General features: G+C 73.0%; 23 protein-coding genes and 1 pseudogene. 16 read left to right on the top strand and 8 right to left on the bottom strand.

Annotated features, from left to right (window positions below; genetic code table 11):
• Nucleotides 1–105 precede the first annotated feature (105 nt).
• Together DWV08_RS16155 and DWV08_RS16150 are read left to right on the top strand one after the other, a co-directional pair.
• On the top strand, nucleotides 106–1,119 hold the full coding sequence (locus tag DWV08_RS16155) for an ABC transporter substrate-binding protein (RefSeq protein ID WP_115414748.1): 1,014 nt from the start codon (nucleotides 106–108) through the stop codon (nucleotides 1,117–1,119).
• Nucleotides 1,116–1,934 (top strand): ABC transporter ATP-binding protein, encoded by an 819-nt coding sequence (locus tag DWV08_RS16150; RefSeq protein ID WP_115415075.1) that lies wholly within the window; start codon nucleotides 1,116–1,118, stop codon nucleotides 1,932–1,934. Before DWV08_RS16155 ends, DWV08_RS16150 begins: the two co-directional genes overlap by 4 nt.
• A 2-nt stretch (nucleotides 1,935–1,936) precedes the next feature.
• On the opposite strand, the gene DWV08_RS16145 is transcribed toward DWV08_RS16150, so the two are convergent.
• Nucleotides 1,937–2,836 (bottom strand): helix-turn-helix domain-containing protein, encoded by a 900-nt coding sequence (locus tag DWV08_RS16145; RefSeq protein ID WP_115414747.1) that lies wholly within the window; start codon nucleotides 2,834–2,836, stop codon nucleotides 1,937–1,939.
• A 127-nt stretch (nucleotides 2,837–2,963) separates the two neighbouring features.
• Between DWV08_RS16145 and DWV08_RS16140 the strand changes: the two genes are divergently transcribed.
• Both DWV08_RS16140 and DWV08_RS16135 read left to right on the top strand, forming a co-directional pair.
• Nucleotides 2,964–3,986, top strand: a complete 1,023-nt coding sequence (locus tag DWV08_RS16140; protein WP_115414746.1) for a zinc-dependent alcohol dehydrogenase family protein — start codon at nucleotides 2,964–2,966, stop codon at nucleotides 3,984–3,986.
• Nucleotides 3,983–5,188, top strand: a complete 1,206-nt coding sequence (locus tag DWV08_RS16135; protein WP_115414745.1) for an MFS transporter — start codon at nucleotides 3,983–3,985, stop codon at nucleotides 5,186–5,188. The genes DWV08_RS16140 and DWV08_RS16135 overlap by 4 nt, the downstream gene beginning before the upstream one ends.
• A 109-nt stretch (nucleotides 5,189–5,297) precedes the next feature.
• On the opposite strand, the gene DWV08_RS16130 is transcribed toward DWV08_RS16135, so the two are convergent.
• Nucleotides 5,298–6,326, bottom strand: a complete 1,029-nt coding sequence (locus DWV08_RS16130; RefSeq protein ID WP_115414744.1) for an NAD(P)/FAD-dependent oxidoreductase — start codon at nucleotides 6,324–6,326, stop codon at nucleotides 5,298–5,300.
• A gap of 79 nt (nucleotides 6,327–6,405) precedes the next feature.
• On the opposite strand from DWV08_RS16130, the gene DWV08_RS16125 reads away from it, so the two are divergent.
• Together DWV08_RS16125 and DWV08_RS16120 are read left to right on the top strand one after the other, a co-directional pair.
• Nucleotides 6,406–6,972, top strand: a complete 567-nt coding sequence (locus DWV08_RS16125) for a helix-turn-helix domain-containing protein (protein ID WP_115414743.1) — start codon at nucleotides 6,406–6,408, stop codon at nucleotides 6,970–6,972.
• Between the two features lie 102 nt (nucleotides 6,973–7,074).
• On the top strand, nucleotides 7,075–7,998 hold the full coding sequence (locus DWV08_RS16120) for a PrsW family intramembrane metalloprotease (protein WP_162801601.1): 924 nt from the start codon (nucleotides 7,075–7,077) through the stop codon (nucleotides 7,996–7,998).
• A 122-nt stretch (nucleotides 7,999–8,120) separates the two neighbouring features.
• On the opposite strand, the gene DWV08_RS16115 is transcribed toward DWV08_RS16120, so the two are convergent.
• On the bottom strand, nucleotides 8,121–9,236 hold the full coding sequence (locus tag DWV08_RS16115; protein ID WP_241237348.1) for a GTP-binding protein: 1,116 nt from the start codon (nucleotides 9,234–9,236) through the stop codon (nucleotides 8,121–8,123).
• A 56-nt stretch (nucleotides 9,237–9,292) separates the two neighbouring features.
• Between DWV08_RS16115 and rpmB the strand changes: the two genes are divergently transcribed.
• From rpmB to DWV08_RS16080, 7 genes and pseudogenes are all read left to right on the top strand, one after another.
• Entirely contained in the window at nucleotides 9,293–9,529 is a 237-nt protein-coding gene (gene rpmB, locus DWV08_RS16110) for a 50S ribosomal protein L28 (RefSeq protein ID WP_115414741.1), read from the top strand.
• Nucleotides 9,530–9,557: 28 nt separating this feature from the next.
• Nucleotides 9,558–9,725 (top strand): 50S ribosomal protein L33, encoded by a 168-nt coding sequence (gene rpmG / locus DWV08_RS16105; RefSeq protein WP_115414740.1) that lies wholly within the window; start codon nucleotides 9,558–9,560, stop codon nucleotides 9,723–9,725.
• Nucleotides 9,725–10,030 (top strand): 30S ribosomal protein S14, encoded by a 306-nt coding sequence (rpsN, locus tag DWV08_RS16100; RefSeq protein WP_115414739.1) that lies wholly within the window; start codon nucleotides 9,725–9,727, stop codon nucleotides 10,028–10,030. The genes rpmG and rpsN overlap by 1 nt, the downstream gene beginning before the upstream one ends.
• 40 nt (nucleotides 10,031–10,070) lie before the next feature.
• Nucleotides 10,071–10,307 (top strand): annotated as a pseudogene (locus DWV08_RS16095) (type B 50S ribosomal protein L31); the annotation flags it as partial.
• 95 nt (nucleotides 10,308–10,402) lie between these two features.
• On the top strand, nucleotides 10,403–10,528 hold the full coding sequence (ykgO, locus tag DWV08_RS16090) for a type B 50S ribosomal protein L36 (RefSeq protein WP_115414737.1): 126 nt from the start codon (nucleotides 10,403–10,405) through the stop codon (nucleotides 10,526–10,528).
• Nucleotides 10,529–11,025: 497 nt separating this feature from the next.
• Nucleotides 11,026–11,265: a hypothetical protein gene (locus DWV08_RS16085; protein ID WP_115414736.1), complete on the top strand. Its 240-nt coding sequence runs from the start codon at nucleotides 11,026–11,028 to the stop codon at nucleotides 11,263–11,265.
• Between the two features lie 180 nt (nucleotides 11,266–11,445).
• Entirely contained in the window at nucleotides 11,446–13,134 is a 1,689-nt protein-coding gene (locus DWV08_RS16080; protein ID WP_115414735.1) for an FAD-dependent monooxygenase, read from the top strand.
• A 126-nt stretch (nucleotides 13,135–13,260) separates the two neighbouring features.
• Here DWV08_RS16080 and DWV08_RS16075 read toward each other — a convergent pair whose 3' ends face one another.
• The 3 genes from DWV08_RS16075 to DWV08_RS16065 are packed head-to-tail and all read right to left on the bottom strand — an operon-like array spanning nucleotide 13,261 to nucleotide 17,434.
• Nucleotides 13,261–14,787, bottom strand: a complete 1,527-nt coding sequence (locus tag DWV08_RS16075; RefSeq protein ID WP_115414734.1) for an arylsulfatase — start codon at nucleotides 14,785–14,787, stop codon at nucleotides 13,261–13,263.
• A 23-nt stretch (nucleotides 14,788–14,810) separates the two neighbouring features.
• Nucleotides 14,811–16,232: a sulfatase family protein gene (locus DWV08_RS16070; RefSeq protein WP_241237347.1), complete on the bottom strand. Its 1,422-nt coding sequence runs from the start codon at nucleotides 16,230–16,232 to the stop codon at nucleotides 14,811–14,813.
• A gap of 29 nt (nucleotides 16,233–16,261) precedes the next feature.
• A complete protein-coding gene (locus tag DWV08_RS16065) occupies nucleotides 16,262–17,434 on the bottom strand; it encodes a Gfo/Idh/MocA family protein (protein ID WP_115414733.1) in 1,173 nt (390 codons plus the stop codon).
• Between the two features lie 211 nt (nucleotides 17,435–17,645).
• Between DWV08_RS16065 and DWV08_RS16060 the strand changes: the two genes are divergently transcribed.
• The 3 genes from DWV08_RS16060 to DWV08_RS16050 all read left to right on the top strand — a co-directional run bounded on the left by DWV08_RS16060 (nucleotide 17,646) and on the right by DWV08_RS16050 (nucleotide 21,360).
• The gene (locus DWV08_RS16060; RefSeq protein WP_420897512.1) at nucleotides 17,646–18,710 is read left to right on the top strand and encodes an ABC transporter permease; all 1,065 of its coding nucleotides are present in this window, start codon (nucleotides 17,646–17,648) and stop codon (nucleotides 18,708–18,710) included.
• 86 nt (nucleotides 18,711–18,796) lie between these two features.
• Nucleotides 18,797–19,657 carry a carbohydrate ABC transporter permease gene (locus DWV08_RS16055; RefSeq protein ID WP_115415072.1) on the top strand — a complete coding sequence of 287 codons (861 nt, stop codon included), beginning with the start codon at nucleotides 18,797–18,799 and terminating at the stop codon, nucleotides 19,655–19,657.
• A gap of 59 nt (nucleotides 19,658–19,716) precedes the next feature.
• Nucleotides 19,717–21,360, top strand: coding sequence for a type 2 periplasmic-binding domain-containing protein (locus tag DWV08_RS16050; protein ID WP_115414731.1), 1,644 nt, complete (start codon nucleotides 19,717–19,719; stop codon nucleotides 21,358–21,360).
• Between the two features lie 93 nt (nucleotides 21,361–21,453).
• Here DWV08_RS16050 and DWV08_RS16045 read toward each other — a convergent pair whose 3' ends face one another.
• A complete protein-coding gene (locus tag DWV08_RS16045) occupies nucleotides 21,454–23,433 on the bottom strand; it encodes a glycoside hydrolase family 35 protein (RefSeq protein WP_115414730.1) in 1,980 nt (659 codons plus the stop codon).
• A 155-nt stretch (nucleotides 23,434–23,588) separates the two neighbouring features.
• Nucleotides 23,589–25,598: a beta-galactosidase gene (locus DWV08_RS16040; protein WP_115414729.1), complete on the bottom strand. Its 2,010-nt coding sequence runs from the start codon at nucleotides 25,596–25,598 to the stop codon at nucleotides 23,589–23,591.
• Nucleotides 25,599–25,667: the final 69 nt, after the last annotated feature.

Raw genomic sequence — 25,667 nt, 5'->3', positions numbered from 1 at the left:
CGCTCCCTCCCCCGTCCCGCCCGCTCGCCCGGTGCTCGCCCGCCTGCCCCGTCGGCTCCCTCCACACCCCCGCTCCGCTCGCCCCGTCCGAAGGATCCCCGCCTGATGTCCACCCTCCCCCGCCGCACCCTCATGACCTCGCTCCTCGGCGTGCTGGGCCTGGCCGCCACCGCCTGCACGAGCGCCGAGGGCGGTCATCGCTCCTCCCCCGACGGCGCGCCCGGCACGACCGCCTCCCCGGTCACGGTCGAGAACTGCGATGCCGAGGTGACGTTCGCGGCGCCGCCGCAGCGGGTGGTGCTGCTGGACAGCGCCCCGGTGACCACCCTCGACGGGCTGGGGGTGCTGGACCGGGTGGTGGCGCGCGCCGGCTCCTTCCCGCCCGGGTACTTCGCGGACGAGCTGGCGGCGCGCCTGGAGCAGATCCCGGCGCTGTCGGAGGAGATCGACGCCACCGGTCACCTGCAGATCAGCCAGGAGGTGGTGATCGCGCAGCGACCGGACCTGGTGCTGGGCCTGCCCGACGGCGTCACCCGCGAGGGGCTCGCGGCGGCCGGGGCGGCGGCGCTGCTGCCGCGCACCTACTGCGGTGATCTCGGGGAGCGGGCGCGGTTCGAGGCGCTGTACGCGGAGATCGAGGACTACGGGAGGGTGTTCGACCGGGCCGAGCAGGCGGCGTCCCTGGTGGCGTCGCTGCAGGAGCGGGTGGCGGCGGTGCCGCCCGCCGCGCCCGGCCTCACGGCCGCGGTGCTGTACGCGAGCCGGGGCGGCGGGCCGCTGTACGCCTACGGGGCCACCTCCATGGCCACCGCGCAGCTGGACGCCCTCGGGATCCGCTCCGCCCTCGAGGGCACCACGGAGCGGGTGTTCGAGGTGAGCGCGGAGCCGCTGCTCGCGGCCGCGCCGGATCTGCTGATCGTGCTGCACGAGGGCGACGTCCCCGGCCACGAGGTGGTCGCGTCCTTCGCCGACACGGCCGGGCTGAGGGCGCTGCCGGCGGTGCGGGACGGTGCGGTGCTGCCGCTGCTGTTCAACTTCGCCGAGCCCGCCTCGCCCCTGGTGGTGGAGGGCCTGGAGCGGATCGCGGCGTGGCTCGCCGAGCGCGGGGCGGCGGGATGAGGACGTCGACCACGTCGCGCCGCCGCCCCGACCCCGCCCCGGCCGATGCCGCGGTGCTCGAGGCGCGGGGTCTGCGCCACCGGATCGGGGCCGTGGAGGTGCTGCGCGGGGTGGACCTCACCGTGCGGACCGGGGAGCTGGTGGGCCTGGTGGGTCCCAACGGCAGCGGCAAGACCACGGCGCTGCGGGCGCTGCACGGCGAGATCGTGCCCACCGCCGGCACGGTGCACCTCGAGGGCGGGAACCTCGCCGCGCTCTCCGGGCGCGAGCGCGCACGACGGATCGCGGTGATGGCCCAGGACGGGGCCGCCGCCCTGCCGCTCCCGGTGGCCGACGCGGTGCTGCTGGGCCGGCTGCCGCACCGCGGCGCGCTCGGCACCACCACCCGGGAGGACGCCCGGCACGCCGCTCGTGCGCTGGAGCTGGTAGGGGCCGCGCATCTGGCCCGTCGGGACCTCACCACGCTCTCCGGCGGCGAGCGGCAGCGGGTGCTGCTGGCCCGCGCCCTGGCCCAGCAGCCGCGCCTGCTGCTGCTGGACGAGCCGACGAACCACCTCGACATCAGCGCCCAGCACCACATCCTGCAGCTGGTGCGCGCGCAGCGGCTGAGCACGCTGGTGGTGCTGCACGATCTGAACCTCGCCGCCCGCTACTGCGACCGGGTGGTGGTGCTGGATCGCGGCAGGGTGCGGGCCGACGGCCCCCCGGCGGCCGTGCTCGACGAGCGGACCGTCGCCGAGGTGTACGCCGTGGCCGCGGATCGACGCGTCGCGGCCGACGGCACCGCCCAGCTGCTGTTCCGGCCCGGGCCCTGAGGTCAGTCGGGCCGCGCCTCGGTCTGCTCGGCGTGCGCGGCCGGCAGCCGGGCGTTGAGGCTGGCCAGCAGCCGCAGGCGCTCGGCGCTGGGGGATCCCGGCTCGGCGGTGTAGACGAGCAGGGCCCGGCCGGGCTCGGCGGTGATCGCGAACTCCTCGTAGGCGAGGGTCAGCTCCCCTACCTCGGGGTGCTCGAAGCGCTTGGTGCCCGCGCCGTGGGTGCGCACGTCGTGCGCGGCCCACAGCCGGCGGAACTCCTCGCTGCAGGTGGACAGCTCCCCCACCAGGTCCTGCAGCACCGGATCGTGCGGGTCGCGGCCCGCTTCGACCCGCATGCTGCCCACGCACATCGCCGCGAACCGCTCCCACTCCGGGTAGAAGTCCCGCGCGGCCGGGTCCAGGAACTGGAAGCGGGCGAGGTTCGGCACCCGGCCGCCGTCCCCGAGCACCGGAGAGTAGAACGCGCGTCCCAGCGCGTTGGTGGCCAGCAGGTTCTGGTACTGGTCGCGCACGAAGGCGATGCCCTCGCCGTGGGAGTCCAGCGCCCATTGCAGGGCGGGGCGCAACGGCGCGGGGGTCGCGGCGCCGCTGCGCCGGCGGGGGCGCCCGGAGGTGGGGATGCCGTCGGCCGCGCGGGCGAGGTCCTGCAGGTGGATCCGCTCGGTCTCGTTCAGCCGCAGCGCGGAGCTGACCGCGTCGAGCACCCCGGCGGAGGCGCCGGCGATCGCGCCGCGCTCGAGCTTGGCGTAGTACTCCACGCTCACCCCGGCGAGCATCGCCACCTCGCTGCGGCGCAGGCCTGCCACGCGGCGGCCGCCGCCGGCGGGCAGTCCCACCTCCTGCGGGGTGACCTTGGCGCGGCGTGACATGAGGAACTCGCGCACTTCGGAACGGTTGTCCATGCCGGTCACGATATCCCCGTGCCCCGGCCCCAGAGGTGCCCTGCGGGTACACCCCTTCTCAGTCCCTTCCGCGCCCGCGCCGCGGGGTGTTCCATGGGACGGTCACCGAACGAAGGAGCACATCGTCATGCGCGCAGTCATCATGCATGCCCCCGGGGACGTCCGCGTCGCCGAGCGCGAGGACCCCCGCCTCATCGAGCCCACGGATGCGATCATCCGACTCGCCGCCACCTGCATCTGCGGCTCGGACCTGTGGCCGTACCGCGGCGCGGACCAGCCCCAGGACCAGCACATGGGCCACGAGTACGTGGGCGTGGTCGAGGAGATCGGCGAGGCCGTCACCACCCTCGAGGTGGGCGACTTCGTGGTCGGCTCGTTCGTCATCTCCTGCGGCGAGTGCGAGATCTGCCGCGAGGGCCACCCCTCCCGCTGCGTGCACGCCGTGTTCGTGGACGGCGAGATCGGCACCCAGGCGGAGAAGGCCCGCATCCCCTTCGCGGACGGCACCCTGGTCAAGGCCCCGGGCACGCCCGATCCCGACCTGATCCCCTCCCTGCTCGCCGCCTCCGACGTGCTGGGCACCGGCTGGTTCGCGGCCGACGCCGCGGGCGCCGGCCCCGGCCGGATCGTGGCCGTGGTGGGCGACGGCGCGGTGGGCCTGATGGGCGTGCTGGCCGCGAAGCAGATGGGCGCGGAGCGCATCATCATCTTCAGCCGCCACCCCGACCGTCAGGCGCTCGCCCGCGAGTACGGCGCCACCGACATCATCACCGAGCGCGGCGACGAGGGCGTGGCACGCCTCAAGGAGCTCACGGGTGGACTGGGCGCGCACTCCACGGTCGAGGCCGTGGGCACCCAGGAGTCGATGATGCAGGCGATCCGCGCCACCCGCCCCGGCGGCGCGGTGGGCTTCGTAGGCGTCTCCCACGACGTGCAGCTGCCCGGCGACGAGCTGTTCTTCTCCGCCGTGCACCTGCACGGCGGGCCCGCCCCGGTGCGCCGCTACCTGCCCGAGCTGATCGACCTGATCTGGCGGCGCGAGATCGACCCCGGGAAGGTCTTCGACCTCACCCTGCCGCTGGCGGACGCCGCCGAGGGCTACCGGGCGATGGACGAGCGCCGCGCCACGAAGGTGCTCCTCACGCCGTGACCGCCACCCTCACCCCCGAGGCCCGCCCGGCGGCGACCGCCCTCTCGCCGGTCACGCTGGTGCTCGCCGCCGGCACCTTCCTCATGGGCACCACCGAGTTCGTGATCGCGGGGCTGCTCACCTCCGTCGCGGCGGACTTCTCGGTCACCGTGGCCCAGGCGGGCCTGGCGATCACCGTGTTCGCGCTCGGGATGATCGTCGGCGCCCCGACGATGGCGCTGGCCACTCTCCGCCTGCCGCACCGCGTCACCCTCTCCGCCGCTCTGGCGGTGTTCGCCGCCGGGCATGCGCTGGGCGCTCTCACCGACAGCTTCACGGTGCTGCTGGGGGCGCGGTTCGTCACCGCCGTGGCCACCGGCGCGTTCTGGGCGGTGGCCTCGGTGGCGGCGGTGCGGGCGGCCGCGCCGCACGCCCGCACCCGGGTGCTGGGGATCGTGCTGGGCGGCGGCATGCTCGCCAACGTGCTGGGCGTCCCGCTGGGGGCGTTCATCGGCCAGCTCGTGGGCTGGCGCGGCACCTTCTGGCTGCTCGCCGGCCTCGCCGCGGTGCTGGCCGTCACCGTGGCGCGCCAGGTGCCGGCCTCCCCGCCGGCCGCCGAGGCGCCCTCCGTGCGCGCCGAGATCGCCTCCCTGCGCTCGGGCCCGCTGTGGCTGGTGCTGGCCACCTGCGCGATGGTGACCGGTGGGGCGCTGTCGATCTACAGCTTCATCTCCCCCGTCCTCACCGACCTCGCCGGGATCTCCGAGCGGTGGGTGCCGCTGGTGCTGATGGGCTTCGGGATCGCGGCGCTGGCGGGGTCGATCCTGGGCGGCCGGCTGGGCGATGCGCGTCCCTTCGGGGTGCCCGTGCTCACGGCGAGCGCGACGCTCGTGATCGCGCTGGCGCTGCTGGTGCTGCCCGCTCGGCCCGCGCTGGTCCTCGTGCTGCTGGTGCTGCTGGGCCTGGTGAGCCTCTCGGCCAATCCCGTGCTGGTGGGGCTCGCGAACCGCTACGGCGGCTCCGCCTCCACCCTGGCCACGGCGATGCCCACCGCGATCTTCAACCTCGGCACCGCGATCGGGACCGGGATCGCGGCGGCGGCGCTGTCCAGCGGGCTCGGAGCACGGGGCCCGGTGCTGGTGGGCTTCCTGGGCGCCGCCCTGGTGCTGGTGCCGCTGGGGATCCTGGTGCTGCGCGAGCGCGGCCTGCGCCGCGCAATCTGAAACGCGCACTCTGAGTCGCGCAGTCTGAGTCGCATCGACTGAGACGCACAGCCTGAGGCGCGAGCCCGGCGGGCGGGTCCGGAGGTTCTCCGGGCCCGCCCTTCCCCGTTCAGGCAGTGCGGCTCGCACGTGCCGCGGCGACCGCGGCGTCGGCCCCGGCGAGGGTGAGCGCGCCGTGGAGGTGGCCGCCGGCGAGCGCGCCGCCGGCCGCCGCGGCACCCACCTGCGCGGCGGGGTCGGCGGCGTTGCCGGCCACCCACACCCCGGGCACCTCGCTCGCCCCGGCCATGCCGGTGGGGACCTTCCAGCCCATCCCGCCGGGCAGCTCCTCGAGCGCGAGCCCCAGCCCCTCGAGGCCGTCCAGGCGCGGAGTGAGCGTGGTGGCGACCGCGAGCACGGAGCGGGGGACGATCTCGCCGCCGGCCAGCCGCACCCCGGCGATCCCGCCGTCCTCCCCCGCGAGGACCTCCTCGACCGCGCCCTCGTGCACGGTGATCCCGAGCGCGGCGAAGCGCTCCCGGGAGGCGGGGTCCAGCTCGGCGCCGGCGGCGAACACGTGCAGGTCCTCGGTGAGCTCGCGGAACATCAGCGCCTGGTGGGCGGACATCGCCGTGGTGGCGAGCACGCCGATGGCGCGGTCGCGCACCTCCCAGCCGTGGCAGAAGGGGCAGTGCACCAGGTCGCGGCCCCAGTGCCGGGCCAGGCCCGGGATCCCCGGGAGCTCGTCGCGCACGCCCACCGCCACCAGCAGCCGCCGCGCGGTGAGAGTGCGGCCGTCGGCGAGGTCGAGGGCGAAGCGCAGGTCGCCGTCGGGCGCGGGCCGGGCCGCACGGGCGGAGACCACCTGGGCGGGGACGATCCGCCCGCCGTAGCGCCGCACCTCGGCGCGGCCGCAGGCGAGGTACTCGGCGGGCGGTGTGCCGTCGTGGCCGAGCAGGGCATGGATCGCCGCGGCCGGCGCGTTGCGGGGCGTGCCGGCATCGAGCACCACCACGCTGCGGCGGGAGCGGGCCAGCATCAGCGCGCCGCTGAGCCCGGCGGCGCCGCCGCCGAGGACGGCGACGTCCACGAGCGTCTCGGGCAGCGGGTCGCCGGCGGCGGGCTCGGCGGTCGGGGCGGTGGTCTCGGTGCGGGTCATGGCGGTCCTCTCGGGGCGCGGGGCGGGCTGTCACCGCGATCCTCACCCCGAATTGCCGCTACCGCATATACTCTTGCTCATGACGCAACACATTGGGGAAGTCGAGGGGCTGGTGCGGCAACGCCTGCGTGCGCTGCGTCTCGCCCAGGGCCTCTCGCTGGCGGAGCTCGCCGCCCGCGCCCACCTCAGCCAGTCCACCCTCTCCCGGATCGAGAACGGCGGCCGGCGCCTGGCGCTGGACCAGCTGGTCACGCTCGCCCGCGCCCTCGACACCGGCCTCGACGAGCTGGTGGAATCGCCGGAGGAGCGAGTGGTCTCGAACCCGGAGCGCGACCATTCCCTGGAGGCGCTGCGCTGGCGCGCGCGGCACTCCCCGGACTCGGTGATCATCCGGCGTCGCGTCACCGCCCCGCCGCCGGAGCCCGCACGGATGCGCGCCCACCCCGGCCACGAATGGCTGGTGGTGCTCTCCGGCACCCTCACCCTGCTGCTCGGGGACCGCCGCCACCTGGTGCAGGAGAACCAGAGCGCCGAGTTCGACACCCTGATGCCGCACGCCTTCGGCGCGGAGAGCGGACCGGCCGACGTGCTGATGATCGTGGACCGCGCCGCACGGCGCGGCCACCAGGGCGACGCGGACACCTGACACTCCCGGCATCGAGGCGCATACTGACCCCGACGCCGCCATGACGACGACGCCCCACTACGGTGGGCGCGCTTCCGCCCACCTCGGATGAAGGAGTGGGCGATGACCACACAGCTCTCCCCCGCGGCAGGCCCGCACAGCCCCTCTGCGGCAGCCCCGCACGACCCGTCCGCGGCGTCCCCGCACAGCCCGCGCCGCATCAGCTACCCCTGGCATCTGCGCCTGGCGTGGCTGCTGGCGCTGGTGGGCGGCGTGGTCGCCTACGTGACGACCTTCGCGATCATGCTGCTCACCTCGAACCCGACGATGCTGCCCACGGTGCTGCTAGTGGGCGCGGCGGTGATCCCGCTGACGGTGCTGCTGCTGGCGCAGTCCACGGCGGCCGGCCCTCTGGCGCCGGGCCGGATCGTGCTGGTCACGGCGGCCGCGGGCGGGCTGTTCGGGATCTGTGCGGCGGGGCTCGAGGAGTCCCTGGCGGGCGTGGCGCTGGGCCGGGCCTCGATCCTGCTGGTGGGGGTGATCGAGGAGACGGCGAAGCTGGTGGTGCCGCTGATCGTGCTGGCCCTCGCCCACCGGGTGACCCGCGGCGGCGGGATCGTGATCGGCATCGCCTCGGCCACGGGCTTCGCGGTGCTGGAGACGATGGGCTACGGCTTCGATGCGCTGCTGGCGCGCAACGGCGGCCTGGGCGCACTGGACGCCACCCTGGTGCTGCGCGGGATCCTCGTCCCGGCCGGGCACGTGGCCTGGACCGGCGCGGTCTGTGCGGCCCTGTGGTATCTCGTGGAGACCTCCCACTCGGGGCGCGGGGCGCTCGCGCTCGGCGCCGCCTACGTGGGCGCAATCGTGATGCACACCGCTTGGGATGCCACCTCCGGCGTGGTGCTGCACGTGGGGATCGGGGTGGTCAGCGTGGCCGTGCTGCTGTGGCTGATCCTCGCTGCGCACCGCGCCCACGTACGGCGTCCGGCCCCGTCGGCCGCGGGCCCGCGGCTCGGCAGCGCACCCCTTGCCCGCACGGCCTGACCCCGGAGCCGACGGCGCCGCCCGTCCCTCCGTGCCGACGGCGCCGGGCCTCCCGGCCCCGTCGGCCCCCGTCGGCGTCGACCCCCGTCGCCGCGCCCCCGGCGCCGACGGGGGCCGCGCGCTCACACCGCCGCGTCGCGCGCGCCGAGCCACGGCGCGAGGGCGTCCTCGGTGCCGAGCCACGGGGTGAGCCCCCGGGACCATTCCTGGGGGGTGAGCAGGCTGGCGCCGAAGGCGTCCCGCACGCGGGGGAGGTCCTGCGGCTCCACGCCGGTGACCACGAGGCGGGTGGTGGGCAGGTCGCGCCCGGCCCGCCACACCGCGCCGATCGAGACCTGGCCGCCGGCCCCGTCCCACTGGCAGATGCTGTCGGGCCGGTCCGGCACCCAGAAGCGGCCGCGGGCCCGCAGCCGCCCGCCGCCGAGCCGTTCGATGTTCTCCAGCAGGCGCCCGGGATGGAAGGGCCGCTCGCAGCAGAGGTCGAGGGTCCAGGTGCCGTGGGCGGTGGGCCCGCCGTAGGGCTCCACGTGACGGGCGTCCCGGCGGCGGAGGGCGAGCAGGTGGTCGAGCCGACCCTCCAGCACCTCGGCGGCGCCGAGGGCATAGAGGTCGTCGACGCGGCGCTGCTCGGGCGCGCGCAGGTGCTCGATCAGCTCGGCCCCCGCACCCTCGGGCTCCCCCACCAGCACCAGGGTGTCGGAGTACTCGAGCTGGGCGGCCAGCGCCTCGCCCACGCTGCGCTCGTCCCCGGAGGCCCACTGCAGGCCGCGCTCGGCGAGGGTGTCGTCGCCCAGCAGGTCGTGCACGGCGGTCTCGGCGGAGGCCACGGCGACGGTGGGGGCGAGATGCCAGGCGTCCTGGTGGGGGCGCAGGGTGCCGGCCACCACCGAGGGGTCGGCGCTGATCGGCGGCGCGAGCAGGATGCCGGTCACGCCGGGGCGCTCGGCGAGGCGGGCGAGAGCGGGCACGGCGTCCTCCCGCATCGCGCAGGAGGCGCAGGGGTGGGCGAGCTCCACGAGCTCGTCCTCGATCACCCCGTCGGCCGCGACCACGATCCGGCGCAGGGAGGCGGAGTGCTCGTCGACCTCGTAGCGCAGGGCGATGACGCCGTCGGCGTCCAGCAGCAGGCTCGCCACCAGGGCGTCGCGCAGCACCGGCTCCAGCGCGGTGAGGACGGCGACCGGGAGGGCGGGGCGCTCCGGCGAGGACGGGCGATCGGAGGCAGGGATGTCGGTCACGCGGGACGACCTTCCAGCTTGACGATAATGATTCTCAGTACGTAATCTCAGCGTCCATGTCGCACCGCTGTCAAGTCACCGGGACCGTGCCCACCTTCGGCAAGCAGGTCTCCCACTCCCACCGCCGCACCTCGCGTCGCTTCGACCCCAACATCCAGCGCAAGCGGTTCTACGTCCCCTCGCTGGGGCGCACCGTGAGGCTGCGGGTCTCCGCGAAGGGGCTGCGGATCATCGATCGCCGCGGGATCGAGGCCGTGGTGGCCGAGATGCGCGCCCGCGGCGAGAAGCTCTGACCCCACCGACCCTCTGGAGAGGACCCCCATGGCGACCAGGAACGCCCTGCGCAGCACCGTGAAGCTGCGCTCCACCGCCGGCACCGGCTACACGTACATGACCACCAAGAACCGCCGGAACACCCCGGACCGCCTGGTGCGGCGCAAGTTCGATCCGCGCGTGCGGGCCGTGGTCGAGTTCCGGGAGGAGCGCTGATGGCCAAGACCTCCAAGATCGCGGCCGATGCCCGCCGCCGCCGGATCGTGGCCCGCCACGCCGAGGAGCGCCTCGCCCTCAAGCGCGTGCTGAAGGACCCGGCCGCCTCGATGGCCCAGAAGCTGCAGGCCCAGCGCGCCCTGCAGCGCCTGCCGCGGGACGCGAGCCCCACCCGCCTGCGCAATCGCGACGCGATCGACGGCCGCCCCCGCGGCCACCTGCGCGCCGTCGGTCTCTCGAGGGTGCGCTTCCGGGAGATGGCGCACCGCGGCGAACTGCCCGGCATTACGAAGTCCAGCTGGTGAGCGCGTCCCCGCGCGCCCGCCCCGTCCCCGAGAGGACCCCATGAAGCAGTCCATCCACCCCGAGTACCGGCCGGTCGTGTTCCGCGACGCCAGCGCCGGGTTCTCCTTCCTCACCCGTTCTACCCGTACCTCTGAGCACACCGTGACCTGGGAGGACGGTCACGACTACCCGGTGATCGACGTGGAGGTCTCCTCCGCCTCGCACCCGTTCTACACCGGCCGCGCCACCGTGCTGGACACCGCCGGGCGGGTGGAGAAGTTCCGCCGCCGCTACGGCCGGGCCTCCGCGGCCGACGGGGCCGACGGGGCCGGTGCCTCGGCGGGGCGCGGCGGCTCGGCCGGCGCACCCGGTGCGCGGACGGGGGCGGCGCGATGAAGGTGCGCAGCTCCCTGCGGTCCCTGGCCGCGAAGCCCGGTGCCCAGGTGGTGCGCCGTCGCGGCCGGCTCTACGTGATCAACAAGAAGGACCCGCGGTTCAAGGGCCGCCAGAAGGGCTGAGCCCGCGCGGGCGCCCGGCGGCCCCCTGACCGGCCGGGGAGAGGGAGTCCTGCTCCTTCGCCCTCTCCCCGGCCCTCCCGGGACACGACAGCGCCTCGCCGGGAACAAAACCCTGGACGGCACCGTTGCACTGGTGTAACGTTGGCGAGCCGCGGGTGACCGCGCCCCGCCGTTCGGGGTGCTCGCCACAACTCCCTGCAGGCCATGACGGCCGCGCAGCAGCGATCAGCCCGCGCCACCCGCGCATCGCCCCCGCGATGCCGCACCCGGACGGTGCCCCGCGCCGCGCCCCCGCCCCGACGGCAGGGCCGCGCAGCCGGCAGGCGCCCGCAGCCGCCCCGCCCCAGCGGGGCACGGCCGCGAGGAGCGACTCCCGTCGCCCCGGTCCGCGACCGCCTGCCCCAGCACGCGGCGCACCACCGAGCGCATCTCGCGCACTCCGGCCCTGCCGGACCCGAACATTCCGTCGGCCTCGCCGACATCGAAGGAGCATGACCATGAAGTACACCGACACCACCCGCCGCAGTCCGCAGCAGCATCTCGTCGTCTTCCGCGACCAGAGCGCGGACCTGCGCTACCTCGCCCGCTCCGCCCGCACCTCGGAGCACACCACCACCTGGAAGGACGGGAACATCTACCCCGTCATCGAGGTGGACCTCTCCTCCGCCGCGCACCTGGCGCGCACCGGCGGCGCCGCCACGCCGCGCGGCGTGGAGCTCGCGGCGGCCTCCGCCTGACGGAGCCGGGGCCCGACACCGCACGGCGTCGGGCCCGATGGCCGTCGGCCCTCGCCGACGGCATCCACCCTGCGGGTCGGGCGCTCCGGCACCCCTCGAGGTGATGCGGGGGCGTCCGGCCGTGCAGGGAGGTCTACCGTGGGACCGTGCGCGGCCTCCGCCGCGCCCGAAGGAGGTCCCATGACCGCCCCCTCCTCAGCTCCCCCGCCGCTGAGCGAGACCGACGTGCTCGTGGTCGGCGCCGGCCCCACCGGCCTGATGGCGGGCCTGGTGCTGGCCCGACGGGGCGTGCACGCCCTCGTGGTGGACCAGAAGCCCGGGCCGACGCGCGAGTCGCGCGCGATCGTGGTCCGGGCCCGCAGCATGGAGATCCTCGACCAGCTGGGGCTCGCCGATGCCGTGCTCGTGGCCGCACAGCCCGCGCTGCGGGTGCAGATCCGGGGTGGGGCGCGGCCGGTCAGGGCCGATTTCTCGCGGCGGCAGCAGGACGACACCCCGTTCCCCGGCGCGCAGATCTTCGAGCAGAGCCGCACCGAGACCCTGCTCGCCGAGACGCTCGCCGCCGAGGGCGCCCCGGTGGCCTACGGGCACCGGCTGGTCTCCCTCACCCCGGGGCCCGCCCGGGAGGGGGCCGTCCCGCGCGCTGACGCGGCCCCCGGTCCCGGCGGGTCGCCGGCCCGTGCCCCGGACGCACCGGCGGATCCGTCCTTCGAGGACGCCGCCGGCGTGGAGGCGCTGCTCGAGGGGCCCGACGGGCCGCAGCGGGTGCGGGCGCGCTACCTGATCGGCGCCGACGGGGCGAGCTCCCCGGTGCGCCATCTGCTGGGCCTCGGTTTCGAGGGCGTCACCGACGACGCGACCTTCTGCGTGGCGGACCTGCACGGCGTCGAGGGCGCACCGGAGAACGCCCTCTCGACGGCCTTCGGCCGGGAGCGCTTCGCGCTGCTGTTCCCGCTGGGGCCCGGCGGCCACGCCCGACTGATCTGGCTGCACGGCCAGACGCAGCCCGACCAGGAGGAGGCGCTGGCCGGCGCCCGTGCCGACCTCGGCATCCGCTACCGGGAGGTGGCCTGCTTCTCCGCCTACCGGGTGCACCACCGGGTGGCGACGCACTTCCGCCGCGGCCCGGTGCTGCTGGCCGGGGACGCCGCGCACGTGCACTCCCCCGTGGGCGGGCAGGGCATGAACACGGGCCTGCAGGACGCCCACCACCTCGCCCACCTGCTCGCGGACATCACGCAGGGCCGCCTCGCGGAGACGGCACTGGCACGCTACGAGGCCGAGCGCAGACCCGTCGCGCTCATCCTGATCCGCGTGACCGACCGGGCCTTCGGCCTGATCGTCCGGCCCGGCCGCGGCACCGCGTTCCTGCGTCGTCGGGCCCGGGACGTGCTCGCCGTGCTGGCCCTGCGGGTGCTCGCGAGCCGCGCCGGGCCGTACCTCGCCGGGCTGCTGGGCCAGTACCGGAACCACTACCACCCCGTGCCCGAGGGGCGGCTGCTGCCCCGCTGGGCGCAGGACGCCGGCTTCTTCCGCGCGATGTTCGACTACTCCTTCCAGCACTTCATGACCGTGAGGTTCTCCAGCTTCCTCTACGTGCTCGCGTTCGTGGTCGCGGGGCTGTACTGGCTCGCGCAGATCCGCACCGGGCTCCTCATGGGCTTCGCCCTCGGCGCGGACATGTGGACCGGCGAGCAGGGCTTCAACCCCGTGCCGCTGATCCTCGCGATCCTCTTCGGCTGGGTGCCGTCGGTGATCCTGCTGATCGGCCTGCGCCTCGGCCTGGAGTTCGCCGTCGCGACCGTGCGCACGGCGCAGAACACCGCGCGCCTCGCCGACGCGGCGAACCCCGGGCGCGGCATCGCCTGACCCGTGCCGCCGGGCGGCCCCGCACCGCCGCCCGGCAGCGTGACCTCCCGCCGCACCTCCCGGCACCGCCGGCTCTCGACGTGCCGCGGGACCGCCACCCGACAGCGCGCCGCGGGGCGTCGTCCCTCAGCGCCTCGCCGAGGCGTCGGCCGCGAACTGCCGCACCCACTCGGCCTCGCTGCGCAGCGGCCTGCCGGGCACCAGGTCGCCCTCCTGCACGAACCCCTCCTCACGGCCGTCGAGGTGCGCGACCAGCAGCGCGCGATGGCGGGCCAGCTCCTGCGCGCACTCGGCGCGACCGGCCAGGTCCACGCACTCGTACGGATCCTCCACCAGGTCGAACAGCTGCTCACGGCCGTCCCCGGAGAACCACACGTACTTGTGGCGCTCGGTGAGGATCCACTGCATCGAGTGGACGCCCAGCTGGTGGATCAGGTGCTCGCCCTGGAGGTGCTCGCGCAGCGGGGTCCCGTCCGACACGGCGCGGCGCACACTGGTGCCGGTGACCGATTCCGGCACCGGGACACCGGCGAGATCCAGCAGCGTGGGCATCACGTCCCGCAGCTCCACGATCTGCTCCACCTCCCCCGCCGGGCCCCATTGCTCGCGCAGCCGCGGCGGCAGGTGGAGCAGGAACGGGATGTGGCTGGATCCCTCGTAGGCGACCGACTTGCGGTACAGGTCGTGGTCGCCGAGCATCTCGCCGTGATCGGAGACGAACAGGATCGCGGTGTCCTCCGCGAGGCCCTGGTCGTGCAGCGCCTCCGTGAGCCGGTGCATCTGGAAGTCGAGGAACTCGATGCTGCCGTAGTAGCCAGCCCTCACCGCCTCGTGCCGCGACCGGGAGCGGTGGGCGAACTCCGCCTCCTCGTCCCCGTCGCGACGATACTCCGCGAACTCCTCCACCCACTCCCCCATCGGCCGCTCGGGGAAGTCGCGACGGGAGTACTTGTCCCACAGCCACCCCGGAGGATCGAACGGGGCATGCGGCCGGTGGAACGACATGTACAGGAAGAACGGCCGGGTGGGATCACGCCGGCCCAGGAACTCGAAGGACTGATCGGCCACCCAGCGGGTGGGGTGCAGGCGCTCCTCGCGCTCCCAGGGCCGGGCCACCATCGCATTGCAGCCCAGTCCCGTGTCCTGGTAGTCGGCGGAGGGGTCCCCGGTCTGCGCGCGCAGCCAGGGCAGGTAGTCGTCCGCCCGCGCCGAGGCGCCGCGGTGCTCGGGCCGGGAGACGTGCAGGTAGCCGTCGTGCAGCAGCACGTCGTCGAAGCCGCAGCGGGCCCGCTCGGGCCACACGTGCATCTTCCCCACGCCGAAGGTCTGATAGCCGTGCTCGCGCAGCGTGCCGGGCAGGGTGACCGGGTAGGCGGCGGGGAAGTCGATGCGTTCGCGGTAGCCGTAGCGGCCGTGGGTCTCCGGGCCGGTGCCCGTCATCAGCGCCACCCGGGCCGGGATGCAGGTGGGCGTCGAGGAGTAGGCGCGGGTGAAGCGGTTCCCGCGCCGGGCGAGCGTGTCCAGGGAGGGGGTGTCGATGTGCTCCTGGCCGGCGCAGCCCATCGCGTCGAAGCGCATCTGGTCCACGCACACCAGCACCAGGTTCGGCCGCGGGCTCGCGCCCGGCGCGCGGGCGTCGTCTCTGTCGGGCATCGTCCTCACCGTTCTACTCGTCGTCATCCCGCCGCGGCGCCCTCGGCGAGCGCCGTCGCGCACTCCCGCATCCGGGTGCGCCAGGCCTCGTGGCACGCGGTCAGCTCCGCCACCACCTCGGGGTGCTGCGCGGAGAGGTCCACCGTCTCGTCCAGCCCGGCGAGCGTGGCGGTGGCGGGGCTGAGCTGTAGGCCGGCGCCGATGTCGGTGTGCTCCACCTGCTGCAGCGCCTGCCGCTCCGGGGCCTCGGGATCCACCCAGCGCAGCTTCCAGTCCCGGGTGCGCACCGCCCACTGGAAGCCGGTGTCGTGGTGGAGCACGTCGTGCACCTCCGCGGCCGGGTCTGCGAACGAGGGCCGCAGGTCGATCCCGTCGCACATCTCCCCCGCCGGCGCCTCGCGCCCCGCCGCGGCGAGGAACGTGGGCGTGAGGTCCAGGGCGCTCACCAGCGCGCTCGAGACCGTGCCGGGCTCGATGACACCGGGCCAGGAGAGCAGCATCGGGGTGCGGATCCCGCCCTCGAACAGGGTGTACTTCGACCCCTGCAGCGGCGTGTTGCGGCCGTGGTTGCAGTGCGAGCCGCCGTTGTCGGTCATATACACCAGCAGCGTGTTCTCCGCGAGGCCGCGCTCCTCGAGGTGCGCGCGCAGCCGGCCGATCTCGCGGTCCATGATCTCGAGCTGGGCGAGGTAGTACTCGCGGCCGTTCTCGAGGTTCGGCTCGACGGCCCCGTCGTACCAGTCGAGGTACTCGCTCACGTCGGCGTCGAAGTCGGGGTGCTGCGGCAGGCCGCGCGCGTCGAGCTCGTGCTGCGGCAGCTGCCAGGTGAAGTTGTGGACCGCGTTGAAGGCGACCATCGCGAAGAAGGGGCGCTCATCCGGCTGGTCGATGACCCCGATCGCCCGGTCGATGAACTCCTCGGTGAGATGGCGCTCGCAGTCCACCTGTTCCTCCCCCTCCCACATCGGGGAGACGCCGTGGGCGCGCGCGGCCTCGCCGTACGCCTCCTCGTGGGCGCGGGAGTGGTGGAGGTAGTGCAGGCGGCCCATCGACTGCGCGGCGAGCCCGTAGAACGAGGTCTCGAACCCGTGCCGGGGAGGGCAGGCACGACTGCCGGGCTCATCGGGCCCGTAGTGGATCTTGCCGAAGTACCCGGTGCGGTAGCCGCTCTCCAGCAGCCGCTCCGGAAGGGTGGGGACCTGCGGGGGCGCCACCCGGGAGTCGGTGAACCAGTGCGCGCCCCACCGCGCCTGGTGGGCGCCGGTGAGGAGCCCGGCACGGGACGGGCTGCAGATCGGGGCGGTGACGTAGGCGTTGTCGTAGACCCGCCCGTCGGCCGCGAGACGATCCAGGTGCGGGGTCGACACGGCCGGGTCGGTGCCGCGGAAGCCCAGGTCCCCGAAGCCGTGGTCGTCGGAGACGATGAGCACGATGTTGGGTCGCACGGCAGCGGGACGAGCCGACGCGGACACGGTCACGCCTGCCCGTCGTCGAAGTAGCGGCGCACGTCCTCCGGCACCGGCGGGACGTCGTACGGCATCCCGTCGTGGCGGATCGACTCCGCGCCGTACACGCCCGTGGCCACGGCCTCCCGGGCCGCGACGGCGGAGACGTCCGTGACGCCTCCGTGGCGCACGAAGCCCAGGAACTCCGCGATCAGGCTCGGATCCGCGCCGCCGTGGCCGCCCTCGGCCCGGGCGATCACCTCCACCGCGTCGGGGCGGCCCGGGCCGGAGCGGCGCGACTCCCACAGGTGGATCTGGTCACCGCTGCCGTCGCCCATGTTCTCGATCCGCCCGGCGTCCCCGATCACCGTGTAGCTGCGGAAGTAGTCCGGGGTGAAGTGGCACTGCTGGTACGAGGCGAGCACACCGTTGTCCAGGCGCATCTGGATCATCGAGATGTCCTCGACGTCGATCACGGGGTTGAGCTCCTTCTGGGCGGTGGGCGGCCAGATGTCCGCATCGAACCAGTCCCACATGCGGCGGTCCGAGTTGTCGCGCCGGTCGGTGATGTCACCGTAGACGGCGAGGTCGCCGATGCCGGAGACGCGGCGCGTGTAGCCGCCGGCGAGCCAGTGGATCACGTCGATGTCGTGCGCACCCTTCTGCAGTAGCAGGCTGGTCGCCTTCGCCCGCTCGGCGTGCCAGTCCTTGAAGTAGAAGTCGCCCCCGGTGCCCACGAAGTGGCGGCACCAGATCGCCCGCACCCGGCCGATCCGGCCCGAGTCCACGATCGCCTTCATCTGCCGCACCACCGGCATGTGGCGCATGTTGTGGCCGATGTACAGCCGGGCCCGCTTCTCCTTGGCCAGCGCCAGCATCGCGTCGGTGTCCTCCACCGTGATCGCCATCGGCTTCTCGCAGAAGGTGGGGATGCCGGCCTCCAGCGTGCGCAGCGCCACGGAGGCATGGGCGTAGTCCGGGGCGAGCACCATCACGGCGTCCACCTCGTGCTGGGCGAGCAGCTCCTCGACGCCGTCGACGATCGCGACGTCCTCGCCGAGCGCCTCCCGTGCCGCCTCCTTCCCGCGCTCGCTCGGATCCGCGACGACGGTGATGCGGGACCCCTCCCCGGGGTGATGGGCATGACGGGACAGGGAGCCCCGGGCGCCGAAGCCGATGATGCCGATGCGGAGGTCTGTCATGAGAGGGGAACCGCTTTCGAGTAGGGGATCCGATTCCAGCGCGTGCCTCCATCATCACGGCCGCGCAGCCGTCGAGAGGCATCCAACATCTGTGAACCGATTTACAAGTTCGGTGAAAGCATTTACTCTCTGGGGCATCCTGTCAAGCAGAGTCGCTGAACCCCACGGCACCCCTCTCTGCTCCGGGCCGACCGAGAGGACACCGCACCAGATGACGCGAAGCACTGCGCAGACCGGAGCGCCGCCCGGCTCCTCGGCAGAGTCGACTCCCACGTCCCTCGCCGATCACGCCCCGCGACCCCCCGTCGATGTCGGGCACACGCACCACGAGTCGGCACGCCCCCATCCCCGCCGCCCCAAGAAGACGCTCCGGGCGCGGGTGCGCCGGGACTGGCAAATGCTGGTGCTGATGATCCCCGGCGCATTGGCGCTGCTGCTGTTCTTCTACATCCCGATCCTGGGCAACGTCATCGCCTTCCAGGACTACCAGCCGTACTACGCGATCACCGAAGCTCCGTTCGTCGGACTGTCGAAGTTCGCCGAGCTGTTCCAGGACGACAGGTTCCTGCTCGCACTGCGCAACACGTTGATCTACGCCGCGTTCCAGCTGGTGCTGTTCTTCCCGCTGCCGATCCTGCTCGCACTGATCGTCGACTCGATGATGAGTCAACGACTGCGCAAGGCGTTCCAGTCCATCGTCTACCTCCCCCACTTCCTCTCCTGGGTGCTGGTCATCGCACTGTTCCAGCAGATGCTGGGCGGTGCGGGGTTGATCAACCAGGCGATGGTCCGCTCAGGCCTGGACCCGATCCCGTTCATGACGAACTCCGACACCTTCGCGCTCCTGATCGTGGCCGAGGTCGCCTGGAAGGACGCGGGCTGGGGAATGATCATCTTCCTCGCGGCCCTGGCCTCCATCGACCAGTCCCTCTACGAGTCCGCCGCCTCCGACGGCGCGGGACGTTTCCGCCGCACCTGGCACATCACCCTGCCGGGCATGCGTCCCGTGATCGTGCTCCTGCTCATCCTGAATCTCGGTTCGATCCTCACCGTCGGCTTCGAGCAGTTCATCCTCCAGCGAGACGCCGTCGGCGCAGACACCGCGGAAGTCCTCGACACCTACTCGTACTACACCGGCGTGATCGGCGGCGACTGGTCGATCGGCGCAGCGGCAGGTCTCGCCAAGGGCGTCGTCGGCACGATCCTCATCGTCCTGGCCAACAAGATCGCCCACCTTCTGGGCGAGGACGGCATCTACCGCGGGAGGCCCCAGTGACCGCACGCACCCAGTCCACCTCTCACCGCAGCATCCACCAGCGGCTCTGGGAAGTCGTCGCCGGCACCGCGTCCAGGCCCGCCTGGATGGAGAAGCCGAGCCTGCCGCTGACCATCGCGAAGACCTTCGTCATCACTGCGATCTCGCTGGCGGTCGTCGTGCCGATGCTCGTGGTCGTCTCGACCTCCTTCGCCTCCGGCGCGCAGATCCGGGAAGCCGGCGGCTACGTCCTGTTCCCGACCGATCCCACCCTCGAGGCGTATCGGACGATCTTCGCCAGCCCCCTGGTGTTCCGCTCCCTCGGGGTGAGCGTCTTCGTGACCGTCGTGGGCACGCTCCTCGCGCTCTTCGTGACGATCTGCATGGCCTATGCGCTCAGCCGCCCGGTGCTGGGCGGGAAGTTCATGCTCATGGCGATCATCCTGACCCTGTTCTTCAGCCCTGGCCTGATCCCCATGTTCCTCATGGTCAAGCAGCTGGGACTGCTGAACTCGATCTGGTCGCTGATCCTGCCCGGGGTGTTCGCCGGCTTCAACTTCATCGTCATGCGGTCCTTCTTCATGGGCATCCCAGCCGAGCTGACGGAGGCGGCGCGCATCGACGGCGCCAGCGACTTCCGGATCCTGCGCACGGTGGTGCTCCCCCTGTCGAAAGCGGTCATCGCCGTGATCGGCCTCTTCTACGCCGTCGGATTCTGGAACGCGTTCTTCAACGCGATGCTCTACATCAACGATCAGACGCTCTGGCCGATCCAGATGATCCTGCGCAGCTACGTCATCCAGGGCACCTCCCTCACCGCCGACCAGCTCGGCGTCCAGCAGACCCCTCCCCCACAGTCCATCAAGATGGCCGTCGTCGTCGTGGCGCTGGCACCGATCGTCCTGGTCTACCCCTTCCTCCAGAAGTACTTCTCCAAGGGCGTCATCACCGGCGCCATCAAGGGCTGACTCTCCTCCCACCCCATCTGGTGCCCCGAGGCGGGGCACCCCCACGAAAGGATTCCCGGATGCCTGTCGAGATCCGCCGACGTGACCTCCTCGCCCTCACCGGGGCGGCCGCCCTCACCACGGGCGCTGCCGCCTGCGGCGACGGCACCTCTCGCCAGGGCGGCGGGGCCGAGGCGTCGGCCGAGCTGACCCTTCCCACCTACCAGCCGCTCGAGGGCTTGGCCCCTGACCTCCCCGGCAACGAGGAGGGTCTGCACAACGTGTTCCTCAAGGCACCCGAAGAGCTGATCGCGACCACGGATGCCGCACCGATCACCTCCGGCGAGATCACCGCGCTCACGCAGACCTTCGCGACCCCGCCCACCCCGATGGGCGACAACGGGATGTGGCAACGACTGAACGAGGCGCTCGGCGGCACGCTGAACCTCGACATCGTGATCGACTCCTATCCGGAGAAGTTCGCGACGATCCTCGCCTCCGGCGACCTGCCCGACCTGATGTGGGTGCCGCCGAACCAGGGAATCCCCAACGTCGGCCCGATGCTCGAATCCCAGTTCACCGACCTGACGGAGTACCTTTCCGGTGACGCCGTCCTCGAGTACCCGAACCTGGCCGCGCTCACCCCAGGCTCGTGGCGCACGGCCGTGGTGAACGGGAAGATCTGGGGCGCGCCGATCCCCTCCACCCCCTTCGGCCAGGTCTACCTCGGCAATCCCGCGGTGTGGGAGGAGGTCGACGGCTTCCAGTGCTCCAGCGCCGAGGAGTTCCTCGACAAGTGCAAGGAGATCCTCATCCCCGGCAAGCGTTGGGCGCTCGAGCCGTTCCTGCCCAATGCCTTCCACATGTTCGGCGAGTGGTTCGGCGTCCCGAACCAGTACCGGGTCAACGAGGACCGCACCCTCACCGCCGCCGCCCAGACGGACGAATACCTCGAGACCCTCGAGTACGCGCAGAAGGTGTTCGAAGCGGGAGCCTTCTACCCCGACCTGAACCATGCAGAGACCGCGCAGGACTTCGCCAACGGCTCGATCGCCGCACTGGTCTCCGTGGGTCCGCGCGGAGCGTCCGAGTACCGTCAGCTCAATCCCGATCTCCTCGCGGACATCCTGGTGCCCTTCTCCGCCGTCGAGGGGCGCCGACCGGTCTACGACATGGGCTACGGCACCGTGGGCTTCACCCCGTTCAAGAAGACCGACGACGAGGGGAAGGTCCGAGAACTGCTGGATCTCGTCAACTGGCTCTCCGCACCCTTCGGCACCGTGGAGTACATGCAGAAGAACTACGGCACCGAGGGGAAGGACTACGAGGTCGAGGGCGGCAACTACGTGCAGATCGGCGACGCTCCTGCAGACGTCCCCGGACTTGCCAGCGCACTGAACATCATGACCGCCGGCGAGGGCGTCATCTACAACACCCATCCCGAGGATTCGGAGTACATCTACGGCAAGGAGCAGGAGCTGCTCGAACTGATGATGCGCCGTCCCACCAACGGCCTGTACTCGGACACCAGCTCCTCCAAGGGCACCGAGCTGAACTCCCGCCTGAACGACGTCCGCAACGACGTCATCCAGGGACGCAAGACGATCGATAACTTCTCTGCTGCGGTGAAGGAATGGGAGGAAGGCGGCGGCAAGAAGATCCTCGAGGAGTTCGCTGCCGTCCTCCCTGAGGACGTCCCGGTCACCCCGAGCACGTCACTGTGATCTGACCACAGAGTCCACAGCACGGTCGCATCGCGGAGGGGCACATGCCGGACGGGGAGACCGCCGGGCATGTGCCCCTCGCCCGCACGCCGCTCAGCCGCCCGCGCTCCCGAAGACGTGCTCTTCGGCGAGCGCGAGGCGCGTCGGCCGCGTGTCCAGGTCGAGCAGCAGCACCTCGTTGCGTCCCTCGCGCACCAGCGGCGCGGGGACGTAGAGCGTCTGCTGCGGGCCGATGTTCCAGTATCGCCCCACGCACACGCCGTTGACGAAGGCGACGCCGTGCCCGGCGTGGGAGACGTCGAGGAAGGTGTCCTCGCTGCGGGCGGCGTCGAAGGAGGCGCCGACGAGGACCGGCAGGGCGTCGGCGCCCTCGGGCCCGTCGGCCGCGCCCGCCGCCGACCCGTCGGCCGCCGTCCCCGGCCCTTCGGCCGCGCCGTGGGCCGCACCGTCGACGGGGGCGAGCGCCGGGGCGCCCTCGAGCAGGTCGGCCAGCTCGGCCCCCATCTCCTCGAGCGGCCAGGCATCGGCCTGCCAGTCGTTGAGGAAGCGCACCCGCTGCCACACCCCGCCGAGGATGCCCTTGCGCTCCCCGAGGCGGGGCCCGAAGTTCACCCGGCCCAGGTTCTCCACGAGGATCTCCACCCGCACGGTGCGGTGGCCGCCCTCCGGCAGCAGCCGCGCCGCGAACGGGGCGAGCTCGATCACGGCCGGGTCCGTGGCGTCGGTGCGCTCGGCGAGCGGACGGTCCGCCTGCGAGGGGTCCAGGCCGGTGGCGCCCACGAAGGTCCCGTCCACGTACACCCAGGCGCGGTCGTGCAGGTCGTAGAGCCGCAGCGGGGCGATCGAGTGCCCGTCCCCGTGCGTCTCGGCCTCGATCTCGATCTCGCGGGAGAGGCGCAGCATGCCGCGCTCCAGCCCGATGTCCTCGAAGGCGGGAGGGACGGGGTGGATCGGGGCGCGGCGGGTGAAGCGCTCGGTGCCGCGCAGGGCGATGGTCTTCTCGATCCGCACCTCGCCCGCGGGGAGCGTGGCGGGCTCCGCGTCCAGGCCCAGCTGCGCCAGGTGCTCCTCCAGCGGCGGCAGCTCGCGGTGCCGGGCGATCACCTCGCGGAAGGCGCGGAACTTCGCCGTCAGCGCGCCGTTCTCCGCGATCGGGGCGTCGTAGTCGTAGCTGGTGGTGGTGGGCTGCAGGGTGCCGTCATGGTTGGCGCCGGCTCGCAGGCCGAAGTTGGTGCCGCCGTGGGCCATGTAGAAGTTCACGCTCATGCGATTCTCGAGCATATGGGCGAGCTCGCCCGCGGCGTTCTCACCGGTGCGCTCGTGGTGCTCCTCGCCCCAGTGGTCGAACCAGCCGTTCCAGAACTCCATGCACATCTGCGGCTGATCGGGCAGCTCCCGCTGCGCCATCGCGAGCACCTCGAGGGTGCGGGAGCCGAAGTTCACGGTACCGAGCGCTCCCTCGACGGTGCCGCCGGTCAGCCACATGCGGGCCGGGCCGTCGGAGGTGACCAGCAGCTCCTCGATCCCGCGGCCGATCAGCCCGTCGCGCAGATGAGCGAGGTACGCGGTGTCGTCGCCGAAGCTGCCGTACTCGTTCTCCACCTGCACCATCACCACGTTCCCGCCGCGGCAGGCCTGCCGCGAGGCGATCACGGGGATCAGCGCGTCGAACCAGGCGTCCACCAGCGCGAGGTAGGCGGGGTCACGGTGGCGCAGGCGCAGGTTCCTGTCGGCGAGGATCCAGCCGGGGAAGCCGCCGTTCTCCCACTCGGCGCAGATGTAGGGGCCCGGGCGCACGATCGCGTCCAGCCCCTCCTGGGCCGCGAGGTCGAGGAAGCGCCCCAGGTCCGCGATGCCCTCGAAGCTGATCGAATCCGGCTCCGGGGCGCCCTGGTGCACGTTCCAGGCCACGTAGGTCTCCACCGTGTTGCAGCCCATCGCCACCAGGCGGCGCAGCCGGTCGCGCCACTGCGCGGGGTGCACGCGGAAGTAGTGGAGCGCGCCGGAGATCACCAGGTGCGGCTCGCCGCCGCGCAGGAAGCCGTCCGGGGTGGGCTGGAGCAGTGCGGTCATCGTCGACGATCCTCTCGCGTGAAACGGTTTGCACCAGTGTGTCAGGTGCGACCGCCTCCCGCGACCGTCGGCGCAGGCCCGCCGGCGCGCGACCGTCGGCTCGGACCGGCGCTCGCTCACCGCACTGCCGGCCCGTCCGGCGCCACCGGCCGCGGTCAGCGTTCGCGGATCACCGCCACCGCGCCGGCATGCACCGTCAAGGCACCGTCCGCCACGGTGCCGCGCAGCAGCTCCTCCCCGCTGACCTGCACCACCTGGTCGCGCTCGGAGTGGTTGAGCACGAACAGATAGGTGGTGCCGTCCTCGGCGAAGCGGCGCACCGCCTCCACGTCCCGGTGCAGGCCGGCGACGGCCGGCTCCACCCCGGCGGCGGCCACGATCTCGGCCACCAGCGCCCCGAGCCCCTCGGCCGACGGGCGGGCGGCGACGTACCAGGCCGCGCCCTCCCCCACCGGGTTCCGCGTCACCGCGGGCAGGCCGTGCAGCGGCCCGTCGGCCCACCGGCGCACCGCCTCCGCGCCCTCGAGGTGCGTGCGCTCGCTCCACAGGTCCGCGGCGGTGCCGTCGTCGAGGTGGTGCACCTCCCCCTCGAGCAACGGGTGGAACTCCTCGCTGCGCACCCCGAGCAGGTCGCGGAACGCCCCCGGGTAGCCGCCCAGGTGCACCTGGTCGTGCTCGTCCACGATCCCGGAGAAGAAGGTGATCACCACCTGCGCGCCCGCCCGCGCCGCCTCCGCGGCCCCGGCGGCCTGCGCCTCGCTCACGGAGTACAGCGTGGGGGCGATGACCAGCTCGTAGCCGGTGAGGTCCGCGCCGACGCCCACCACGTCCACGCCGACCCCCAGATCCCACAGCGCCGTGTACCAGCGCAGCATCTCCTCGCTGTAGCGCAGCGCCTGGGTGGGGTGGGAGTCCAGCTCGCTCGCCCACCAGGAGGGGTAGTCCATCACCAGCGCGACCCGGTTCAGCACCCGGCTGCCGCGCACCGGCGCGAGGGCCTCGAGAGCGCGGCCCAGCGCCACCGTGCCGCGCCACACCTCGGACTCCGTCCCCGCGTGCGGCACCATCGCCGAGTGGAACTTCTCGGCGCCGGCGCGGGACTGCCGCCACTGGAAGAACATGATCCCGTCGGCCCCGCGCGCCAGGTGCGAGAGCGAGTTGCGCAGCATCTCCCCCGGGCCCTTGGCGCGGTTCCGGCTCTGCCAGTTCACCGCGGAGGTGGAGTGCTCCATGAGGATCCACGGGTCCCCGCCGGCCACCCCGCGGGAGAGATCCGCGGCGAAGGCCAGCTCGATCTGGCCGCGCGGGTCCGCGGCGATGAGGTAGTGGTCGTTGGCGACCACGTCCACGTCCTCGGCCCAGGAGAAGTAGTCCATCCATTTCGTCGCCGAGGAGAGCATGAAGTTCGTGGTGGCCGGCACGTGCGGGGTCACCTCGGCCAGCACCTCCCGCAGCGCCCGGTAGTGGGCCAGCAGCTCGTCGCTCGAGTACCGCGCGAAGTCGAGCTGCTGGGTGGGGTTGGGGTAGGTGGGCGCGGCCCGCGGCGGCAGGATCTGCGCGAAGTCGCTGTAGCGCTGAGACCAGAAGGCCGTGCCCCAGGCCTCGTTCAGCGCCTCGATCGTGCCGTAGCGGCGCTCGAGCCAGCGGCGGAAGGCCGCGGCGGCGTGGTCGGAGAAGTCGTGCGGGACATGGCATCCCAGCTCGTTGTCCACGTGCCAGAGGGCGAGCGCGGGGTGCTCGGCGTAGCGCTCGGCCATCACGCGGGTCATCCGCACCGCGTAGTCGCGGAACACGGGCGAGGAGACGGCGTAGGCCTGCCGACCCCCGGGACTCAGCACCGTGCCCTCGGCGGTGACCGGCAACAGCTCGGGATGCTGATGCGTGAGCCACGGCGGCGGGGAGGCCGTGGCGGTGGCGAGCGCGACCCGGATCCCGGCCTCGGCGAGGAGGTCCAGCACCTCGTCCAGCCACTCGAACTCGTACTCGCCCTCGCGCGGCTCCAGCGCGGCCCAGGAGAAGATGCCCACGCTGAGCAGGGTCACGCCGGCCTCGCGCATCAACGCGATGTCCTCCAGGCGCACCTCGCGGGGCCATTGCTCGGGGTTGTAGTCGCCGCCGTAGGCGATCCCCTCGATGCCGAGCGGCCAGGGTCGTGCAGCGGTCATGTCTCCTCCATCGTGAACACTGTGCGGAACGCGCTTACCACCAGGATAGTCGGCCCGCTCGCGGCGGGG

Source organism: Brachybacterium saurashtrense (assembly GCF_003355475.1).
Taxonomy (GTDB): Bacteria; Actinomycetota; Actinomycetes; order Actinomycetales; family Dermabacteraceae; genus Brachybacterium; species Brachybacterium saurashtrense.
The sequence above is the reverse complement of the archived record's forward strand: the minus strand, read 5'-3'. Positions and strand labels throughout refer to the sequence as shown.

Bases quoted from the DNA above. Each gene is read 5' to 3' on its own strand.
- DWV08_RS16140 (WP_115414746.1), top strand. From the start codon at position 2,964: ATGCGCGCAGTCATCATGCATGCCCCCGGGGACGTCCGCGTCGCCGAG.
- DWV08_RS16155 (WP_115414748.1), top strand. From the start codon at position 106: ATGTCCACCCTCCCCCGCCGCACCCTCATGACCTCGCTCCTCGGCGTG.
- DWV08_RS16145 (WP_115414747.1), bottom strand. From the start codon at position 2,836: ATGGACAACCGTTCCGAAGTGCGCGAGTTCCTCATGTCACGCCGCGCC.
- DWV08_RS16080 (WP_115414735.1), top strand. From the start codon at position 11,446: ATGACCGCCCCCTCCTCAGCTCCCCCGCCGCTGAGCGAGACCGACGTG.
- DWV08_RS16050 (WP_115414731.1), top strand. From the start codon at position 19,717: ATGCCTGTCGAGATCCGCCGACGTGACCTCCTCGCCCTCACCGGGGCG.
- DWV08_RS16040 (WP_115414729.1), bottom strand. From the start codon at position 25,598: ATGACCGCTGCACGACCCTGGCCGCTCGGCATCGAGGGGATCGCCTAC.
- DWV08_RS16055 (WP_115415072.1), top strand. From the start codon at position 18,797: ATGGAGAAGCCGAGCCTGCCGCTGACCATCGCGAAGACCTTCGTCATC.
- DWV08_RS16130 (WP_115414744.1), bottom strand. From the start codon at position 6,326: ATGACCCGCACCGAGACCACCGCCCCGACCGCCGAGCCCGCCGCCGGC.
- DWV08_RS16045 (WP_115414730.1), bottom strand. From the start codon at position 23,433: ATGACCGCACTGCTCCAGCCCACCCCGGACGGCTTCCTGCGCGGCGGC.
- DWV08_RS16150 (WP_115415075.1), top strand. From the start codon at position 1,116: ATGAGGACGTCGACCACGTCGCGCCGCCGCCCCGACCCCGCCCCGGCC.
- rpmG (WP_115414740.1), top strand. From the start codon at position 9,558: ATGGCGACCAGGAACGCCCTGCGCAGCACCGTGAAGCTGCGCTCCACC.
- DWV08_RS16120 (WP_162801601.1), top strand. From the start codon at position 7,075: ATGACCACACAGCTCTCCCCCGCGGCAGGCCCGCACAGCCCCTCTGCG.
- DWV08_RS16065 (WP_115414733.1), bottom strand. From the start codon at position 17,434: ATGACAGACCTCCGCATCGGCATCATCGGCTTCGGCGCCCGGGGCTCC.
- ykgO (WP_115414737.1), top strand. From the start codon at position 10,403: ATGAAGGTGCGCAGCTCCCTGCGGTCCCTGGCCGCGAAGCCCGGTGCC.
- DWV08_RS16060 (WP_420897512.1), top strand. From the start codon at position 17,646: ATGACGCGAAGCACTGCGCAGACCGGAGCGCCGCCCGGCTCCTCGGCA.
- rpsN (WP_115414739.1), top strand. From the start codon at position 9,725: ATGGCCAAGACCTCCAAGATCGCGGCCGATGCCCGCCGCCGCCGGATC.
- DWV08_RS16125 (WP_115414743.1), top strand. From the start codon at position 6,406: ATGACGCAACACATTGGGGAAGTCGAGGGGCTGGTGCGGCAACGCCTG.
- DWV08_RS16075 (WP_115414734.1), bottom strand. From the start codon at position 14,787: ATGCCCGACAGAGACGACGCCCGCGCGCCGGGCGCGAGCCCGCGGCCG.
- DWV08_RS16085 (WP_115414736.1), top strand. From the start codon at position 11,026: ATGAAGTACACCGACACCACCCGCCGCAGTCCGCAGCAGCATCTCGTC.
- rpmB (WP_115414741.1), top strand. From the start codon at position 9,293: ATGTCGCACCGCTGTCAAGTCACCGGGACCGTGCCCACCTTCGGCAAG.